Below are 17,256 nucleotides of genomic sequence, written 5' to 3' on the forward strand. Positions count from 1 at the left end.
ATTCATGAACCGGATCGAGACAGAGGAGACACACGATGAATTTGACGCGAATGACGCGTTTCGCAGGCGTGGCGGTTTGTATCTGCACGGCTGCACTTGTCGACAATGCGGATGCACAGACGGCCGGAAGCATCACCACATCGGTGGGATGGCTGCACATATCGCCACAGGGCAACGCAACGCCGCTGACCGTGCAAAGTGTTGGCGGCGTGCCGGTGGATCAGCAAATGGCCGGTACCGGAGCGCACGCCAGCTCGACCGATACGATGGGAATCACCACCGAGTACTACGTCACCGACAACATCGGTGTCGCCATGCTGCTTGGACTGCCTCTGAAAGTGAATCTGATCGGTGACGGGACGTTGCACAAGTATGGCACCCTCGGCACCACACGGCCGATGCCGCCCGCCATCGAACTTCGATATCACCTGTTTTCCGCTGCTTCGAAATTCCGTCCCTATGCGGGACTTGGCGTGAACTACACGTGGTTCACTCAGGTTCGGGCAACCAATAGCCAATTCATCTCCGACAGCTTTGGGCCGGGCGGCTCGGCGCGCGCGACACTCAGCGCATCGTGGAACCCCGTATTCGAGCTGGGAGCGAGTTACGCGATGACAAAACACTGGTCCGTCGGCACTTCCATCAACTACATGCCGGTGAAGACCCACCTCACGTTATACGGACAGACTGCGACCGGAACACAGATCGTTTCCACATCGACGCTCCGACTCAATCCCGTCAGCGTTTTCTTGAACGTCGCTTATACGTTCTAGCCGACGCGCCCGCATGGAAGCAACACTTTGGATCGAACGATGAAACGACAGGCTCTCAAGACCATTCTCTTTGCCTTGCCCAAGGTTCTGGACCTGACGGCGCGCCGCTTTCCCGCCTATCGTGATCGCCTCGAGGAGCGCAATCTCGTCGCATGGATCGGGCTCATGGATCACAGCATCGGTCGCGCCATCGAGTTCAGGAATGGCCGCATTCGGTCGCGCGCCGGCAAGCATCCGCGGCCCGACGTGCGCATGGCGTTCAAGGATGTCGCCACCGCCCTGAAGTTCCTTTCCCCCAGCCCGGACCAGGGCGAAATCGTCCACGCCGCCAAGAACTTCAAGGTGGTCACCGAAGGCGAGGACGAACTGCTGGTCTGGCTCATGCAAACCCTGAGCATGATGCGCACGGTCGGTCTGCCGATGGGCACGCCCATGCGCGACGGCACGCGACGCTACACCACCTGCACCAATGGCGGGCCCCTCTTCGTCTACGTGAAGGATGGCCGCATCGTTCGCGTGACCCCCATCGAGCTGGACGATACGGATGCATCGAGTTGGGTGATCGAGGCACGTGGACGCCGCTTCAGCCCGCCACGGCGAGCATTGGTCGCACCGCACGCGTTGACCCTCAAGTCGCTGGTGTACTCCGACAAGCGCATCCTTCATCCGATGAAACGGGGCGACTTCGACCCGGACGGCGAGCGCAATCCCCAGAACCGCGGCAAGTCCGGCTATGTGCGTATCAGCTGGGACGAAGCCCTGGACATCGTCGCCAAGGAGATCAACCGGCAGAAGCGCGTTCACGGCCCCGGTTCCATCACTTTCCCGATGTCGTCTCACCACCAGTGGGGCAACGTGGGCTACTACCTCAGCGCGCTGACGCGCTTCGCCAACCTGATCGGCTTCACGCGGGTCGCCGCGAATCCGGACAGCTGGGAAGGCTGGTACTGGGGCGCCATGCATCATTTCGGCAACTCGATGCGCGTCGGCGTGCCTTCCGGCTACGGCGGCATCGAGGATGGTCTGAAGGAGGCCGAAATGATCGTCTTCTGGTCCTGCGACCCCGAAAGTACCAACGGGGCCTATGCAGGATTCGAGGGAACGCCACGTCGCCTATGGGCCAAGGAACTCGGCATCGAGTTCGTTCACATCGACCCGCACTGCAATCCGACCGCACAGTTGCTGGGCGGCCGCTGGATCCCGGTCCGGCCGCAAACCGATGCCGCCCTGGCGACCGCCATCATGTACGTCTGGACCGTGGAGGGCCTGTACGACAAGGATTACGTCGCGACGCGCACGACCGGTTTCGACGACTGGAAAGCCTACCTTCTGGGCGAAACCGACGGCATCCCCAAGACGCCCGAGTGGCAGGAAAGCGAGACCGGCGTGCCGGCCAAGGACGTCCGTGCGCTCGCGCGCCTGTGGGGAAAGAAGAAAGTGCATCTCGCTGTCGGGATGACCGGCGCGGGATTCGGTGGCGCGGGCCGCGGAGCGACCGGCGCGCAATGGGCGCGCTGCATGATCATGATGATGTCCATGCAGGGCTGGGGCAAGCCGGGCGTGAATTTCGGCTGCCTCGAAATCGGTGCCCCGCACGATCTGCAGTTTTACTTCCCCGGTTACGCGGACGGCGGCATTTCCGGCGACCTGGCGTGGACCGCCAATGCGGTGGACAACTACCAGCGCATGCCGCACATCCTGACCATGAATCCCGTCAAGCAGATGGTGCCTCGACAGCAGATGCCCGATGCGATTCTCAACGGTCACGCCACCGGCTATCTCTGGGACGGCATGTCCCAGGAAGCCCAGTTTGCGCCGTTCACCTACCCGATGCCCGGCTATTCGCCGATCCACATGATCTATCGCTACGGCGGATCCGCGTTCAGTACCGTGACCCATTCCGGACGCTGGACGGAGGCCTATCGGCACTCGAGCATCGAGTTCGTCGTCAATCAGTCGATCTGGATGGAAGGCGAAGCCCAGTTCGCCGACATCATCCTGCCCGCGTGCACGTCGCTGGAGCGTTGGGACATCGGGGAATGGGCGAATTCAGGTGGTTACGCCCACCATGGGTATGGCACGGTCAACCATCGGATGCTGACGCTGCAGCACAAATGCATCGAACCCTTGGGCGAGTCCCGCTCCGACTACGACATTTTCACCGCTATCCTGACCCGGTTGGGCCTGGGTGGCGTTTTCACCGAGGGCTGTGGCGATCTCGACTGGGTCAAGCGCGTCTTCGATTCGTCGGATCTGCCCGATCACATTTCGTGGCGCGCATTTTGCCGCAAGGGCTACTTCGTCGTGCCGCCCGAAAAGCCCGAGTTGCGCCATCCCGTGGACATGCGCTGGTATGCGGAAGGCAGGAAGAAGGACCTGCCGGAACCTCATCCGCTGCCGTCACAGTTCTCGGAAAAATTCGGCAAGGGCCTGCAGACGCCGAGCGGCAAGCTGGAGTTCGTGCCCGAGTTGCTGAAGCGGCACACTGCGGACAATCCGGAGCGACCACCGCTCAACCGGTATATCCCTTCCTGGGAGGGATTGCGCTCGGACCAGGCTCGGCGCTACCCGCTGCAATTGATCGCCACCCACAGCCGCTTCAGTTTTCATACCCACTGTGACGGCAAGAATTCTGCGGTGAACGGCATCGACGATCATCGCGCGCTGATCGCGGGGCACCGGTTCTGGCTCCTGAGGCTCAATCCGGCTGACGCCGCCGTTCGACGCATTGCCCATCGCGATCTCGTCAAAGTACACAACGACCGCGGCGCCGTGATCTGTGCGGCCGATGTCTCGCCCCTGGTGAACGCTGGCGTGGTGAAGTCCTACGAGGCGAGCGCGGAATTTCAGTTGATCGAGATCGATGGTGAGCAAGTCGAGATTGGCGGTTGCATGAACATGCTTACCCCCGACCGCCCGCAGACCTCCGGCACCAGCAGCATGAGCCCGAATTCCTGCCTGGTGCAGGTCGAGAAATGGCGCGGTGCCGAAGCATTCATGCTCGGTCGCGCAGCGTGAGGAATTTCACATGAGCAAATGGAACCTGATTATCAAAGTCGGCCGTTGCGAGAACTGCCACAACTGTGTGATCGCCGCGCGGGACGAGCACGTCGGCAATGACTTCCCCGGTTACGCGGCGCCCGCCGCGGCCAACGCCGAGAGCCCCATCCGCATCCTGCGTCGTGTACAGGGTGCGTCGCACATGATCGAGACCACTTATCTGCCGGTCATGTGCAACCACTGCGACGACGCGCCCTGCATGCGTGTGGGCGGTAGCGCCATTCGCAAGCGCGCCGACGGCATCGTCATCATCGATCCGGACAAGGCACGAGGCCGAAAGGACATCGTGAAGGCATGCCCCTACAAGGCGATCGTCTGGAACGAAGAACTGCAACTGCCTCAGATCTGGATCTTCGATGCTCATTTGCTCGACCAGGGATGGTCGCGTCCGCGTTGCCAGCAGTCGTGCCCCACCGACGTTTTCGAGACGGTCAAGCTCGATGACACGGCGATGGCCGAGAAGGCCCGGCGCGAGGGACTCAAGGTATTGCGACCCAACCTGAGCACGAAGCCCCGCGTGTGGTACAGCGGCCTTGAGCGCTGGGAAACGTGCTTCATCGGCGGAAGCGTCAGTGCCCAGGCAGGGGACGTGGTCGAGTGTGTCGCCGGTGCGGTCGTCACCTTGTATGTCGGTAATCGGCAAGTAGCCGAAACCGTCTCGGACGACTTCGGCGATTTCCGGTTCGACGGCCTGGCCAGGGGGAGCGGCCGCTACCGAGTCGAGATCCGACATGCCCTCGGCAACGCCTGGCGCGAGTGCGAATTGGGCGACAGCACCTACCTGGGCGAGATCAGGCTCAGTCAATCGAAAAACGCCGTGGCCGTCGAGTGCGCATGATCCGCAAGGCTGTCGGCTCGCACGTGCGGACCGATGCGCGTCGTCGTTGCTCGCCGCGCTCGCGATCGGCGCAGTCGTGATCCGCACCGGCATCGGGCTCATCCGGCGCGGCTGTGCGCAGTGGCCGGCATTGGCCGGCATTGGCCGATTGCGCGTATCGCTCGACGCGAGGGTCGTGAACGCGGGCCGCCGCGCCGGCCGTTGACCCGCCGATACTCGTGATCGGCGGCACGGAATGAAGAAGAGGCTCGCGCGGTGCGAGCCTCGTTTGCATGATGTCGCCATCACCGTGTCGCGCGCAACGCATCGGCCGATGCCGACGTGTCGCCGGGCGAACGCATCCGTTGCCGATGCGGCGGCATCGACTCCGCCGCTTACCCGAGCGGCACGACACTCCCGAGCAGGATCCGCACGAGCGTCGCCTGGCGCGTGACGCCCGTCTTCGAGAAGATCGCACGCAGGTGCGTGCGCGCCGTGTTCTTGCTGATTCCCGATTCGTCCGCGGCCTCCTCCAGCGTCAGCCCGTTGGTCAGCAGCAGCGCGAGCGACGTCTCGGCCGGCGTCAGGTCGAACAGCTTGCGGATGATTTCCTGCGCGCCCTGCGGCTTGCGGTCGGGGTCGCGCAGAAACAGCGTGACGGCCGGTCGGCGCTTGTTGTCCTCCGACCAGTCGGACAGCAGCACGGTGCGCACCAGCAGCCCGAGACGCGGCTTGTCGAAACTGCGCGTGATCGGCATCGCCTCGACGGTCGCCGCAGCCGTGCCGTGATGTCCCATCACCGCGTGGCGGATCAGCCGCTTGAGCGTGCGGTTCTCCTGCGCATCGGTCGCCTCGATCGTGCCGCGCGCAATCGTCAGACCATTGTTCTGCTTGAGGATCTCGTCGGCGACGCTGTTCATGTCGATGATCGTGCCGTTCTCGTCGAGCGTGATCGTGCCGATCTGCATCCGGTTGATCGCGTTCGCATAGATCGACCGCTCTACCTCGGCCGTGTCGAGCCGCGAATGGAGCTCGACCGCGCGCTTCAGGTGCGGCAGCAGCAGCGCGCAGATCGCCTTGTCGCGCGCGGAGAACTGCTTCGACGCATGGTTGCGGCACACGCGGAACCGGCACTCGACACCCGACGGCGTGCGCAGGTCCGCGCCGAGGATGTAGCGCACGTCCGCCGGCTTCAGGAACTGCTTGTACAGCTCGCTCGACAGCCAGCCCGTATCGCCGAACACGTCGTCGACCGTGACCACGCGATCGGCCGGCAGGCCGACGAACGGGTCGAGCGAATAGTAGTAGTTGTTGTACGACGCCTCGCCGTCACCCGGCACGACCGGGCCGTATTCCGAAGCGTGCACGGACAACGGCGCGCGGCGGTCGCTCGCAGCGGCGCGCAGGATCAGCGTCACGTAGTTGGCCTGCAGCAACCGGCGAACCAGCTCGAGCGCCCCCGCCCACGGCGGCGTTTCCAACGGTCCCTGGTAGATGCGCGCCATCAGCTCGCTGAAATCCGCGACGCCGATGTCGGCCTCCTCACTTGTTGACTGGCTCTCTTGCGGAGCCCATCTCGTCTCCATCAGCACGCTCCATCCTCCATGCAACTTGTATTCGGTGCGATTCATCCGCGCCGCCATGATTAAGACTCGTCTTAATTCCGGCGTCATCGGGACATTCACTGAATGGTGAGCTTTGGCCAATCGGACGCGCGAACCATCGTCCGATCGGATGATGTGGCGCCCTGCCTGCTGCGCTGGAATGCCCGTCAAGCCGTGCCGACAAGCGTCCGGCGCGGGCTCAGGGAAAACCGCGATGCGGGTTTACCTGATTCAGACCGCATCCGATTCAGACAGGAGTTCCAATGCCGCTCGACCCTCAGGCGCAGGCGCTGCTCGCCGCGCTCGCCCAAGCGCCCGCGATCGATTTCGATCAACTGACCGTGCCCGCGTACCGCGCGAGCCTCGCCGGAGGCAGCGCGTTCGCGCCCGGCGACGCGATTGCCGCCGAAGAGGACTGGCAGATCCCGGCACCGGGTCGTCAGTTATCCGCACGACTGTATCGGCCCGATGCCGACGGGCCGTTGCCGCTGACCGTGTTTTTCCACGGCGGCGGCTTCGTCGCGTGCGGTATCGACTCGCACGCGAACGTATGCCGCAGTCTTGCCAGACGGGCACGCACGCTCGTGCTGTCGGTCGATTACCGGCTCGCGCCCGAAGCGCGCTTCCCGGCGGCCGCGCAGGACGCATGCGATGCCGTGCGCTGGGCCGCCGACAGTGCGCGCGATCTCGGCGCGCGCGCCGGTGCGATCGCCGTGGCCGGCGATAGCGCCGGCGGCAACCTGGCCGCGGTCGCCGCATTGCAGCTGCGCGGCTCGGGCATCGCGATCGCGCACCAGTTGCTGCTGTATCCGGTCGTCGATTGCGCGACCGAGCATCCGTCGTACGAATCGCTCGGTGAAGGCTATTTCCTGACGGCGGACGCGATGCGCTGGTTCAAGCGCCAGTATTTCGACGACGGCGCCGACCGCGCATCGCCGCTCGCGAGCCCGCTCGCGGTGGCGGACCTGTCGGGCGCGGCGCCGGCCACGATCGTGAGCGCGGAATTCGATCCGTTGCGCGACGAGGCCGAAGCGTATGCACTGCGTCTCGCGCAGGCCGGCACGCCGGTCTCGCTCGTGCGCTGGCCGGGCCAGCTGCACGGCTTCGCGAGCATGCTCGGCGCGGTCGACGCGGCCGATCGCGTGCTGACCTTCGGCGCCGACGCGTTGCGCCGCGCATTCGATGCGATGGAGGCGCAATGACGCTCGCCACCACGCCGGAAATCGTCGACGAGCTGCGCGCTGGACGGATGGTCCTGCTCGTCGACGAAGAGGATCGCGAAAACGAGGGCGACCTCGTGATCGCGGCCGATCACGTGACGCCCGACGCGATCAACTTCATGGCGCGCTTCGGGCGCGGGCTGATCTGCCTGACGCTGACCGCCGAGCGCTGCGAGCAACTGCGCCTGCCGCCGATGGCCGACCACAACGGCACGCCGTTCGGCACCGCGTTCACCGTCAGCATCGAGGCGGCCGAAGGCGTGACGACCGGTATTTCCGCGGCCGATCGGGCGCGGACGATCCGCGCGGCGGTCCGCGCGGGCGCGCGCCCCGACGATCTCGTGCAGCCCGGTCACGTGTTTCCGATCGCCGCGCGCCCGGGCGGCGTGCTGGTGCGAGCCGGGCACACCGAGGCCGGCTGCGATCTCGCGGCGCTTGCCGGGCTCACGCCCGCGTCGGTGATCTGCGAGGTGATGAGCGACGACGGCACGATGGCGCGGCTGCCGGAGCTGAAGACGTTCGCCGCGCATCACGGGCTGAAGATCGGCACGATCGCGGACCTGATTCACTACCGCCGCGAGCACGAGTCGCTCGTCGAACGTGTCGGCGAGCGGCCGCTGCATACGCCGTGGGGCCGGTTCCGCGCGATCGAGTATCGCGACACCGTGCACGGCGCGCCGCATCTCGCGCTGGTGCGAGGCGAGCCCGATCCGTCGACGCCCGTGCTGACGCGCGTGCACGAATGCCATTCGCTGCTCGACCTGCTCGACGCGGAACCGTCCGCGCATTCATGGCCGCTGCATGCGGCGCTGCAGCGGATCGATGCGGCCGGCTGCGGCGTCGCGGTGCTGCTCGACTGCGACATGCGCGGCGACGCGATGCGAACGCCCGCCGGCCACGCACGCCGCGACGGCCGCGTGACGGGGATCGGATCGCAGATCCTGCGTAACCTCGGCGTACGACGGCTGAACGTGCTGTCGAGCCCGTTCCGGCTGCCGGCGCTGTCGGGGCACGACCTGGAAATCATGGCGTTCATCCCGCTCGGCGACGACGATCCGGAAAGCGCGCGCGCCGCCCACGCCAGCCCGGTGCGGGCGGCGTGATGCCGAGCTGACGAGCGCGCACCGCCCGCCCTTTTACCGACCCACGGGTGCCCGTCTGACAGGCTATCGTTTGTTTTTATGAATTACAGTCTCAGGTTTGTATTTTGACAATACATACCATAGACTGTATTTTTCGATTACAAGCGATCGCCTGTCATTTCGCGGAGAGCCCATGCCATTCCCGGTCCAGACCTTGAGCCAGTTGCGCCCGATCCTCGTCGGCTTCCGGAAGTCGGCGGGGCTCACGCAGGCGCAGCTCGCCGCCCGCCTCGGCGTGACGCAACAGTCGTACGCGCAGCTCGAAGCCAATCCGTCCGCGGTCAGCATCGAACGGCTTTTCAAGGTGCTGAACGTGCTCGGTGTTCGCCTGACGCTCGTGCCGGGCACCCCGGAAGACACAACGGTGCCCGATGACACCACGCCAGCGCTCAAGCGCGCACCGGCCGCACGCGGCCGCTCGCCCGGTTCGTCGGATGTGCCGGCTCGCCCGCCGGCCGCCGCGAAGGCTCCATCCGCCGCCGCGCGGAAACGGTCTGCCGCGGCGACACCCGGCAAGTCTCGGAACCCCACGCGGGAGGACTGGTGACGATGGGCCGCCGTCCCCGCCACGACCGCCTCGACCTGTGGATGAACGGCATCCCGGTCGGATACTGGGAAGTCCGGCGCGGCATCGAGCGCCTCGTCTACCTGCCGGCATGGGTCGACGATCCGCAAGGGCGTCCGCTGTCGCTGTCGCTGCCGTTCACGCCGGGCAACCAGCCGCACCAGGGCGCGATCGTCGCCGATTACTTCGACAACCTGCTGCCGGACAGCCAGCCGATCCGTCGCCGCATCGCGCAGCGCTACCGGCTCGGGTCGACGACGCCGTTCGAACTTCTCGCGTCGATCGGCCGCGATTGCGTCGGGGCGCTGCAGTTGCTGCCGCCGGACGAAACCCCGATCGACCTCGAATCGATCGACGGCACCGTGCTCGACGACGCGGCCGTGGCCGACGTGCTGCGCCACGCAACCGCCGCGCCGCTGCCCGGCCAAGCGGAGCCGGACGGCGAGCTGCGCCTGTCGATCGCCGGCGCGCAGGAAAAGACCGCGCTGCTGCGCGACGGCAAGCGCTGGCGGCTGCCGGCGGGCAGCACACCGACCACGCATATCTTCAAGCTGCCGCTGGGGCGTGTCGGAAACATGCAGGCCGACATGCGCACGTCGGTCGAGAACGAATGGCTGTGCTCGAAGATCGTCGCCGCATACGGCCTGCCCGTCGCCGCGTGCGATATCGGCCGGTTCGACGACCAGAAGGCGCTGATCGTCGAGCGCTTCGACCGCCGCCCGTCCCGCGACGGCACGTGGATCCTGCGGCTGCCGCAGGAGGACATGTGCCAGGCGACCGGCACGCCGTCGGGCGCCAAATACGAATCCGACGGCGGCCCGGGCATCGCGACGATCATGGGCATCCTCGCGAATTCCGCCGATGCCGCGCAGGACCGCAGGAATTTCTTCGTCACGCAGCTCGTGTTCTGGGTGCTCGCGGCCATCGACGGCCACGCGAAGAATTTCAGCATCGCGCATCTGCCGGGCAATACGTATCGCAGCACGCCGCTGTACGACGTGCTGTCCGCGCACCCGATCATCGGCACGCGACGCAACCAGCTGCCGCCGCGACGCGCACGGCTCGCGATGGCCGTATGCGGGAAGAATCGCCATTACGTGATCGGCGACATCCAGCCGCGTCACTGGATCGCGCAAGGCGCGCGCGTCGGTCTGACCGAACACGACGTGCGCGCGGCCATGGCCGATGTGGCCGCGGGCACCGAACCGGTGATCGCCGCCGTCGCGTCGGGGATTCCGGCGGATTTCCCGGCGGACGTGGCCGATGCGATCTTCGACGGGATGCGTCGTCAGGCACGCAAGCTGGGTACGGCCGAGTAGGCGGTACGGGCGCGGCCCCGGCGGCGGGTCATCCACGTGGACGATGCCGCCCCGCACCGACTCAGCACAATGGTCGCCGTGCCCATTCCCGACGCCTGCCCGATATGGAACCCGCCACGCTCGATACCGCATTCAGCCCGCTGCAGATCGGTCCGCTGACGCTGCGCAACCGCCTGATCAAATCCGCGACCAACGAAGGGATGACGCCGAACGGCGTGCCGTCGCGCGCGCTCGTCGGGTTTCATGAGCGTATCGCCGCAGGCGGCGCCGCGCTGACGACCGTCGCGTACTGCGCGGTCAGCGACGATGGCCGCACGTTCGTCGACCAGGCGCGGCTCGATGCGCCGACGGTCCGGCAATTCCGCGCGCTGACCGACGCGGTCCATCGTCACGGCGCGGCGGCGTCCGCGCAGATCACGCATGGCGGCTGCTTCACGTTCCTGCCGTCGCTGTCGACGAAACGACCGTTGAGCGCATCCGGCGGCTTCAACAAGGTCGGTGTGATGAGTGGCCGTTTCCTGAAGCAGGCGATGACGCGCGACCAGATGACCGCGATCGCCGACGAATTCGCACGGGCGGCGCGACATGCGCGCGACGCGGGCTTCGACGCGGTCGAGATCCACATGGGACACGGTTATCTGCTGAGCCAGTTCCTGTCGCCGCTGTACAACCGTCGTCGCGACGCGTACGGCGGCGATGCGGCGCGCCGCGCGGCGTTTCCCGTCGAGGTGCTGGGCCGCGTGCTCGACGCCGTCGGCCGCGATCTCGCCGTGGTCTGCAAGATCGGCGTGACCGAAGGCGTGCGCGGCGGCGGAACCGCCGACGACGCGTGCGAGATCGCGCGGCGGCTCGAGGCCGAGGGTGCGCACCTGCTGGTACTGAGCGGCGGGATGAACGTCGAGTCGGTGTGGCAGCTGTTCGGCAGCCCGCTGCCCGGCGATGCGCGCGCAAACGCCGACAACGCGATCGTGCGTGCGGCGATGACGCTGCAGAAGCTCACCGAGCCGAGGATGGGCGCATTTCGGGAGATGTATTTCCTCGAGCATTCGAAGCAGGTGCGAGCGGCCGTCCGGATGCCGCTCGCGTATCTCGGCGGTGTGCGTTCCCGCGAGAACGTCGCGCTGGCGATGCGCGAAGGATTCGACGCGGTGGCGCTCGCCCGCGCGCTCGTGTTCGAGCCGGACTTCGTGAACGAGCTGCACGGCGGCCGGCTCACGCAGTCGGGCTGCACGTCATGCAACCGCTGCGTCGTGTCGATGTACACGCCGGGTGGTACCGCGTGCGTGCTCAAGCCGCCGAACGACCCGGCGCCGAACCGCGTGCCGGCCGTGGGCGCTTGAGGTTACGCAGCGGCTGATTCCGCGGTCACGATCGTGCGCCTGCCGCTCAGCCGGCGTCGCGGGCGCGGGCCAGCGCCGCGAGGTTCCCTTCACCGAATCCGTGGTGCCCCTGCCGCTGCACGATCTCGAAGAAGATCTCGCCGGGCCGGCGCTTGACGAAGGTCTGGAAGAACAGGCGCGGCACGCCATCGCTGCCAATCTCGCCATCGACCAGCACGGCGCGGCGGCGCAGCGCGTCGAGATCGACGCCGTGCCCCGGCAGCCGCGCATCGACTTCGTCGTAATAGCGCGCCGGCGGCTCGATGAATTCGACGCCGTTCGCGCGCAGCGCATCGACGCTCGCCAGGATGTCATCGGTCGACAGCGCAACGTGCTGAACGCCTTCGCCTGGGTGGTCGGGCAGATACGCGTGCATCAGTTCGGTGCGCCGCGTGCCTTCCTCGTAGACCGGAATCCGCACCGCGCCGCAAGGTGACACCATCACGCGCGATTCTTCCGACACATGCCAGTGCGCGTCGATTTCGTGGATTTCGCGGAAGTGCAGCAGGTCGTGATAGAAGTCGAGCCACTCGCGCATGCGCCCCGCGCCGACCGTCTGCGTGAAGTGGTCGACCTGCTGCAGGCCCGTGCCGACGCAGTCGACATCGGTATGCGCGGTCGCGATGTCGATCGGCCGGAAATCGATGTCGAAGATCGAGATGTCGCCGACGCCGCCGCGCTGGCCGTCCCGCCCGCGCCAGCGGTCGACGAAATAGAGGTGCGAATCGCCGATCCCCTGGATCGCGGGAATCTTCAGCTCGCCGACCCCGATCCGCTCGCCCTCGAACGCCCACGCGCCGAGCTCGATCGCACGCTCGAACGCGCGGCGCGCGCTGGCCACGCGCAGCCCGATCGCGCAGACGCCCATCCCGTATTCCTCTGCATAGCGCGCGGCGAACGAATCGGGCTCGGCATTGATCAGGAACTGCATCTGTCCTTGCCGGTACAGCGTGACGTTCTTGCTCACATGGCGCGCGATCGCCTTGAACCCGAGCTGCTCGAAGCGTTGCGCAAGCGCGTCCGGCACCGGTGCCGCGAACTCGACGAATTCGAGTCCGGCCATCCCGAGCGGATTGGCGGCCGGATCGGCAACGGGCGGCGTATCGCTGGACAGGGGGTGGGAATTGCCGGGCATTCCAGTCTCCGGGGGCATGCGGTCGATGGGGATGACGCCCGGCGCGCGCGGCACGCCCGGCCAATGTGGCGGCCGGACGTCCGCCCGATTCGGGCGAGGTTTCGATGGTCCAGATTTTAACCAGATCGTTCACGGCGGCACACCCTGGCTGAACGGGATATTGGTGTCGCGCCTAGTGCAAACCCGAAAATCGTTCGATAATCGCACACAACTGAACGATAATCGCGCATTTTGACCGATCGTCTAATTGCCGCCGTGCGGCGCGCGCCCTATTCTCCGTTCACCCATCGACTTCAATGCAGCATCGGACGCGGCGCCGCCACGCTTCCACGATGCGCCGTGCCAGGAGACACCACCATGACCACAACCTTCGCCACCCTCGACGCCGCTGCCGGCGCCCGCGCACGCAGCCAGGCCCGCAAGGCCGCGATCGGCAGCTTCGTCGGCGCCGTCGTCGACTGGTACGACTTCCTGCTGTACGGGATCGTCGCCGCACTCGTCTTCAATTCCGAATTCTTCCCGAAGGTCAGCCCGACCATGGGCACGCTCGCGGCTTTCGCGACCTTCGGCGTCGGCTTCCTGTTCCGCCCGCTCGGCGGTGTCGTGTTCGGCCATTACGGCGACCGGCTCGGCCGCAAGCGGATGCTCGTGCTGACCGTGATGCTGATGGGGCTGTCGACCGTCGCGATCGGCCTGCTGCCGACCTTCGCGTCGATCGGCTGGTGGGCGCCCGTGCTGCTCGTGCTGATGCGCGCGCTGCAAGGCTTCGCGGTGGGCGGCGAATGGGGCGGCGCGGCGCTGATGGCCGTCGAAAGCGCACCGAAGCAAAAAAAGGCGTTCTACAGCAGCGGCGTGCAGGTCGGCTACGGCGTCGGGCTCGTGCTCGCGACGGGCATCGTGTCGATCCTGAGCCATACCCTCGGCGAAGCCGCGTTCAAGGCCTGGGCCTGGCGCCTGCCGTTCGTGTTCAGCATCGTGCTGGTGCTGATCGGGCTGTGGGTCCGCAAGAGCATGGACGAGTCGCAGGAGTTCGTCGAGAAGGTCGAGCACGGCAACCGCAAGCTCCGCCTGCCGGTGCTGGAGGCACTGACGCGCCATCCGAAGGCGTTCCTGCTGATCGTCGCGCTGCGGCTCGCCGAGCTGTTCACGATGTATATCGTCACCGCGTTCGCGCTCAGCTATTCCACGTCGAACCTCGGCATGTCACGCGACCTGTTCCTGAACATCGGCCTGCTGGTCGGTGCGGTGAGCTGCGTGACGATCCCGTGCTTCGCGTGGCTCGCCGACCGCTTCGGCCTGCGCCGCATCTACCTGATCGGCGCGGTGATCGGCCTCGCGTCGGCGGTGCCGTTCTTCGTCGCGCTGGAATCGCGCTCGATCGCGTGGATCGTGGTCTTCTCGATCCTGCTGGCGAATGCCGCGCACGACATGGTCGTGAGCGTCCAGCAGCCGCTGTTCACCGAACTGTTCGGCGCCGAATACCGCTACAGCGGCGCAGGCGTCGGCTATCAGTTCGCGAGCGTCGTCGGCGGCGGGTTCACGCCGTTCATCGCGGTGGCGCTGGTAAGCGTGGCCGGCGGTTCGTGGCACCTCGTCGCGGGCTATCTCGCGGTGGGCTGCCTGATCTCGCTGGTGGTCGCCGCGCGCATGCGGGCGGCGCAGTGAGGCTATGACCGAATGGCCGGCCGCGATCCGCGCCGGCCATTTCCGCACCGACGGCCATCTCCGACCGGGCAAGGGAATCGCGCCCCGCCCAACGTCAAACACGGTCAATCCCGCGGGCAGAAGCCCCTTTTCCCCTCTGAACATTCCACGCCACCCGCCGACCAATGGCATCATATGGGCCTACGTCAGTCACAGATACGCCCCCATATCATGTCGAATCTCATCGTCCACGGCGGCACTCCGCTGCGCGGGGACATCAAGCCGTCCGCGAACAAGAACGCCGTCCTGCCGATTCTGTGCGCCACCCTGTTGACCGATCAGCCGCTGCGCCTCGTCGGCGTGCCGGACATCACCGACGTGCGCAAGATCCTCGACATCTTCCGCACGCTCGGCAGCGACGTGTCGGTCGACTTCACGACAGGCATTCTCGATCTCCACCATCGCAACACGACGTTCGACCCGGCCGTTCACCGCCTGCCCGAGGCGATGCGCTCGTCGATCATGCTGATTCCGCCGCTGCTCGCGCGCTTCGGTGTCGCGCGTCTCGAGAACGACGTGAAGGGCTGCACGCTCGGCGTGCGCGAAATCGATCCGCACGTCGAAGTGTTCGAGCGCTTCGGCGCGCACATCCAGCGCACGCCCGATTCGCTGATCGTCCGTGCCGACGGCCCGCTGACGGCCAACGATCACTGGCTCGACTACGCATCGGTGACGACCACCGAAAACTTCGCGCTGTGCGCGACGGCGGCAGGCGGCACGTCGACGCTGATGAATGCGGCCTCCGAGCCGCACGTGCAGGAGTTCTGCCAGTTCCTCGCGATGATCGGCGTCCCGATCGAAGGCATCGGCACGTCGCGCCTGTGCGTGACGGGCGGCGGCAAGCTCGGCGGCGGCGAATTCCGCTTCGCCGAGGATTTCCACGAAATCGCGACGTTCCTCGCGCTGGGTGCGATCACGGGCGGCGACATCACCGTGCGCAACTCGTCGCCGGAGCATTTCCCGCTGATCGACCGCACGTTCGCGAAGTTCGGCGTGCACGTCACACACCGCGATGGCTGGTCGCGCGCGGAACGCGACGGCCCGCTGCGCGTGCGGCGGCCGTTCACGCAGAACATCCTGACCAAGGTCGAAGCCGCGCCCTGGCCGTACCTGCCGGTCGACCTGCTGCCGATCTTCATCGCGCTCGGCGTGCGTGCGGAAGGCAGCGCGATGTTCTGGAACAAGGTCTACGACGGCGCGCTCGGCTGGTCCGGCGAACTGTCGAAGTTCGGCGCGCACGTGCTGCTGTCCGACCCGCACCGGCTGATCACGTTCGGCGGGCTGCAGCTGACGCCAGCGCGCGTCGAGAGCCCGTACATCATCCGCGTCGCGATCGCGCTGCTGATGGTGGCCGCGAGCATCGAAGGCCGCTCGGAAATCATGAACGCGCTGCCGATCCGGCGCGCGCACCCGCATTTCGTCGAAAATCTGCGTTCGGTCGGTGCGAACGTCGAGTGGACGAGCAGCGAGTAACGTCGATCCGGATGCGGCGTGGGCGATGTCCGCGCCGCGTATCCTGTCCGCCCCGCATTCATCGGACGCCCGGACAATCCGCCGATCGGCCCTGACCAATCAGGGTCCCGCCACCAGCTCCAACCGGCCGTATCGTCGGCACCCGGTACATTCCCCCACCTCGTCACCCATCGCACGTCCGGTCCATTGCTTTCGCTCGATCTTGGATCTGCGCGATAATCGCCCATTCCCGCGCGAACACCGCGCGCCCACCCGTGCGCACCGACGATGAAAAAGCCCGACCTCGACCGACGCGACTGGATTGCCGGCCTCGAAAAGGGCCTGATGATCCTCGAAGCGTTCGACAGCCAGCATGCACGAATGACGCCCACCCAGGCGGCTGCCCGCACCGGTCTCACGCGCACGGCCGCGCGACGCTACCTGCTGACGCTCGAATCGCTCGGCTACGTGTACACCGACGGCAAGCTGTACGGCCTCACGCCGCGCGTGCTGCGGGTCGGCTGGTCGTACTTCGACTCGGCGCGCCTGCCGCGCACGGTCCAGCCGTATCTGCAGCAACTGAGCGCGTCGCTGAACGAATCGGCGTACGTGAGCGTGCTCGATGGCTGGGAACTCGTGTTCATCGCCCGCAACGGCGTGTCGCGCGTGATGACGACCGGCTTCGTGCTCGGCGCGCGCGTGCCCGCCCCGCTGACGTCGCCGGGCGTCGTGCTGCTCGCGCATCATCCGGATCGCGAGGCCGTCCGCGCTTGGCTCGACGACACCGCGCTCGCACCGTTTACGCCACACACGATCACCAACAAGGCACGCCTGCTCGAACAGGTCGATCACGCGCGCGACGCGGGCTTCGCGGTCATCGAACAGCAACTGCAGGTCGGCGTGCGCGGCATCGCGGTGCCGCTGAAGAACCGTCACGGCGAAGTCGTCGCCGCGCTGAGCACGAACATGCCGATCGGTGCCGAGTCGACCGACGCGGCCGTGCGGCGCGTGCTGCCGCATCTGCAGGAAGCCGCGCTCGCGATGCTGAACGTGCTTTAGGGATTCATGCAAGCGGGTGCACGACGC

At 66.5% G+C, this 17,256-nt stretch carries 13 protein-coding genes and 1 pseudogene; 12 read left to right on the forward strand and 2 right to left on the reverse strand.

What is annotated here, in order from left to right:
• Positions 1-35: 35 nt before the first annotated feature.
• From BTE28158_RS09015 to BTE28158_RS09030, 4 genes and pseudogenes are all read left to right on the forward strand, one after another.
• Positions 36-773 carry an OmpW/AlkL family protein gene (locus tag BTE28158_RS09015; RefSeq protein WP_151047912.1) on the forward strand — a complete coding sequence of 246 codons (738 nt, stop codon included), beginning with the start codon at positions 36-38 and terminating at the stop codon, positions 771-773.
• Between the two features lie 39 nt (positions 774-812).
• Positions 813-3,791 carry a molybdopterin-dependent oxidoreductase gene (locus tag BTE28158_RS09020; RefSeq protein WP_151047911.1) on the forward strand — a complete coding sequence of 993 codons (2,979 nt, stop codon included), beginning with the start codon at positions 813-815 and terminating at the stop codon, positions 3,789-3,791.
• A gap of 10 nt (positions 3,792-3,801) precedes the next feature.
• Positions 3,802-4,671: a 4Fe-4S dicluster domain-containing protein gene (locus BTE28158_RS09025; RefSeq protein WP_151047910.1), complete on the forward strand. Its 870-nt coding sequence runs from the start codon at positions 3,802-3,804 to the stop codon at positions 4,669-4,671.
• Positions 4,672-4,720: 49 nt separating this feature from the next.
• A pseudogene (locus BTE28158_RS09030) lies at positions 4,721-4,850 on the forward strand (cation transporter); the annotation flags it as partial.
• 195 nt (positions 4,851-5,045) lie between these two features.
• Here BTE28158_RS09030 and BTE28158_RS09035 read toward each other — a convergent pair.
• A complete protein-coding gene (locus BTE28158_RS09035) occupies positions 5,046-6,236 on the reverse strand; it encodes a helix-turn-helix transcriptional regulator (RefSeq protein WP_151047909.1) in 1,191 nt (396 codons plus the stop codon).
• Between the two features lie 281 nt (positions 6,237-6,517).
• Between BTE28158_RS09035 and BTE28158_RS09040 the strand changes: the two genes are divergently transcribed.
• The 5 genes from BTE28158_RS09040 to BTE28158_RS09060 all read left to right on the forward strand — a co-directional run bounded on the left by BTE28158_RS09040 (position 6,518) and on the right by BTE28158_RS09060 (position 11,840).
• On the forward strand, positions 6,518-7,456 hold the full coding sequence (locus BTE28158_RS09040; protein ID WP_151047908.1) for an alpha/beta hydrolase: 939 nt from the start codon (positions 6,518-6,520) through the stop codon (positions 7,454-7,456).
• Positions 7,453-8,577 carry a bifunctional 3,4-dihydroxy-2-butanone-4-phosphate synthase/GTP cyclohydrolase II gene (ribBA, locus tag BTE28158_RS09045; protein ID WP_151047907.1) on the forward strand — a complete coding sequence of 375 codons (1,125 nt, stop codon included), beginning with the start codon at positions 7,453-7,455 and terminating at the stop codon, positions 8,575-8,577. Before BTE28158_RS09040 ends, ribBA begins: the two co-directional genes overlap by 4 nt.
• Before the next feature lie 172 nt (positions 8,578-8,749).
• Complete coding sequence (locus tag BTE28158_RS09050) at positions 8,750-9,163, forward strand: helix-turn-helix domain-containing protein (RefSeq protein WP_151047906.1); 414 nt, start codon at positions 8,750-8,752, stop codon at positions 9,161-9,163.
• A 2-nt stretch (positions 9,164-9,165) separates the two neighbouring features.
• The gene (locus BTE28158_RS09055) at positions 9,166-10,500 is read left to right on the forward strand and encodes a type II toxin-antitoxin system HipA family toxin (protein ID WP_151047905.1); all 1,335 of its coding nucleotides are present in this window, start codon (positions 9,166-9,168) and stop codon (positions 10,498-10,500) included.
• A 104-nt stretch (positions 10,501-10,604) separates the two neighbouring features.
• The gene (locus BTE28158_RS09060) at positions 10,605-11,840 is read left to right on the forward strand and encodes an NADH:flavin oxidoreductase (RefSeq protein ID WP_124623995.1); all 1,236 of its coding nucleotides are present in this window, start codon (positions 10,605-10,607) and stop codon (positions 11,838-11,840) included.
• A 46-nt stretch (positions 11,841-11,886) separates the two neighbouring features.
• Here BTE28158_RS09060 and BTE28158_RS09065 read toward each other — a convergent pair whose 3' ends face one another.
• A complete protein-coding gene (locus BTE28158_RS09065) occupies positions 11,887-13,014 on the reverse strand; it encodes a 4-hydroxyphenylpyruvate dioxygenase family protein (protein ID WP_124623993.1) in 1,128 nt (375 codons plus the stop codon).
• A 357-nt stretch (positions 13,015-13,371) separates the two neighbouring features.
• Here BTE28158_RS09065 and shiA point away from each other — a divergent pair, with 357 nt between their 5' ends.
• The 3 genes from shiA (at position 13,372) to BTE28158_RS09080 (ending at position 17,229) form a co-directional block, all read left to right on the forward strand.
• Positions 13,372-14,679 (forward strand): shikimate transporter, encoded by a 1,308-nt coding sequence (gene shiA, locus BTE28158_RS09070; protein WP_124623991.1) that lies wholly within the window; start codon positions 13,372-13,374, stop codon positions 14,677-14,679.
• A gap of 210 nt (positions 14,680-14,889) precedes the next feature.
• Positions 14,890-16,191 carry a UDP-N-acetylglucosamine 1-carboxyvinyltransferase gene (locus BTE28158_RS09075; RefSeq protein WP_151047904.1) on the forward strand — a complete coding sequence of 434 codons (1,302 nt, stop codon included), beginning with the start codon at positions 14,890-14,892 and terminating at the stop codon, positions 16,189-16,191.
• 267 nt (positions 16,192-16,458) lie between these two features.
• The gene (locus BTE28158_RS09080; protein ID WP_151047903.1) at positions 16,459-17,229 is read left to right on the forward strand and encodes an IclR family transcriptional regulator domain-containing protein; all 771 of its coding nucleotides are present in this window, start codon (positions 16,459-16,461) and stop codon (positions 17,227-17,229) included.
• Positions 17,230-17,256 lie beyond the last annotated feature (27 nt).

The sequence above is a fragment of the Burkholderia diffusa genome (assembly GCF_902499115.1).
GTDB classification, from domain to species: Bacteria; Pseudomonadota; Gammaproteobacteria; order Burkholderiales; family Burkholderiaceae; genus Burkholderia; species Burkholderia diffusa.

Excerpts from the sequence above, each read along its gene's own strand:
- BTE28158_RS09055 (WP_151047905.1), top strand. The coding sequence starts at position 9,166 with ATGGGCCGCCGTCCCCGCCACGACCGCCTCGACCTGTGGATGAACGGC.
- ribBA (WP_151047907.1), top strand. The coding sequence starts at position 7,453 with ATGACGCTCGCCACCACGCCGGAAATCGTCGACGAGCTGCGCGCTGGA.
- BTE28158_RS09035 (WP_151047909.1), bottom strand. The coding sequence starts at position 6,236 with ATGGAGACGAGATGGGCTCCGCAAGAGAGCCAGTCAACAAGTGAGGAG.
- BTE28158_RS09075 (WP_151047904.1), top strand. The coding sequence starts at position 14,890 with ATGTCGAATCTCATCGTCCACGGCGGCACTCCGCTGCGCGGGGACATC.
- BTE28158_RS09050 (WP_151047906.1), top strand. The coding sequence starts at position 8,750 with ATGCCATTCCCGGTCCAGACCTTGAGCCAGTTGCGCCCGATCCTCGTC.
- BTE28158_RS09020 (WP_151047911.1), top strand. The coding sequence starts at position 813 with ATGAAACGACAGGCTCTCAAGACCATTCTCTTTGCCTTGCCCAAGGTT.
- shiA (WP_124623991.1), top strand. The coding sequence starts at position 13,372 with ATGACCACAACCTTCGCCACCCTCGACGCCGCTGCCGGCGCCCGCGCA.
- BTE28158_RS09015 (WP_151047912.1), top strand. The coding sequence starts at position 36 with ATGAATTTGACGCGAATGACGCGTTTCGCAGGCGTGGCGGTTTGTATC.
- BTE28158_RS09065 (WP_124623993.1), bottom strand. The coding sequence starts at position 13,014 with ATGCCCGGCAATTCCCACCCCCTGTCCAGCGATACGCCGCCCGTTGCC.
- BTE28158_RS09080 (WP_151047903.1), top strand. The coding sequence starts at position 16,459 with ATGAAAAAGCCCGACCTCGACCGACGCGACTGGATTGCCGGCCTCGAA.
- BTE28158_RS09025 (WP_151047910.1), top strand. The coding sequence starts at position 3,802 with ATGAGCAAATGGAACCTGATTATCAAAGTCGGCCGTTGCGAGAACTGC.
- BTE28158_RS09040 (WP_151047908.1), top strand. The coding sequence starts at position 6,518 with ATGCCGCTCGACCCTCAGGCGCAGGCGCTGCTCGCCGCGCTCGCCCAA.
- BTE28158_RS09060 (WP_124623995.1), top strand. The coding sequence starts at position 10,605 with ATGGAACCCGCCACGCTCGATACCGCATTCAGCCCGCTGCAGATCGGT.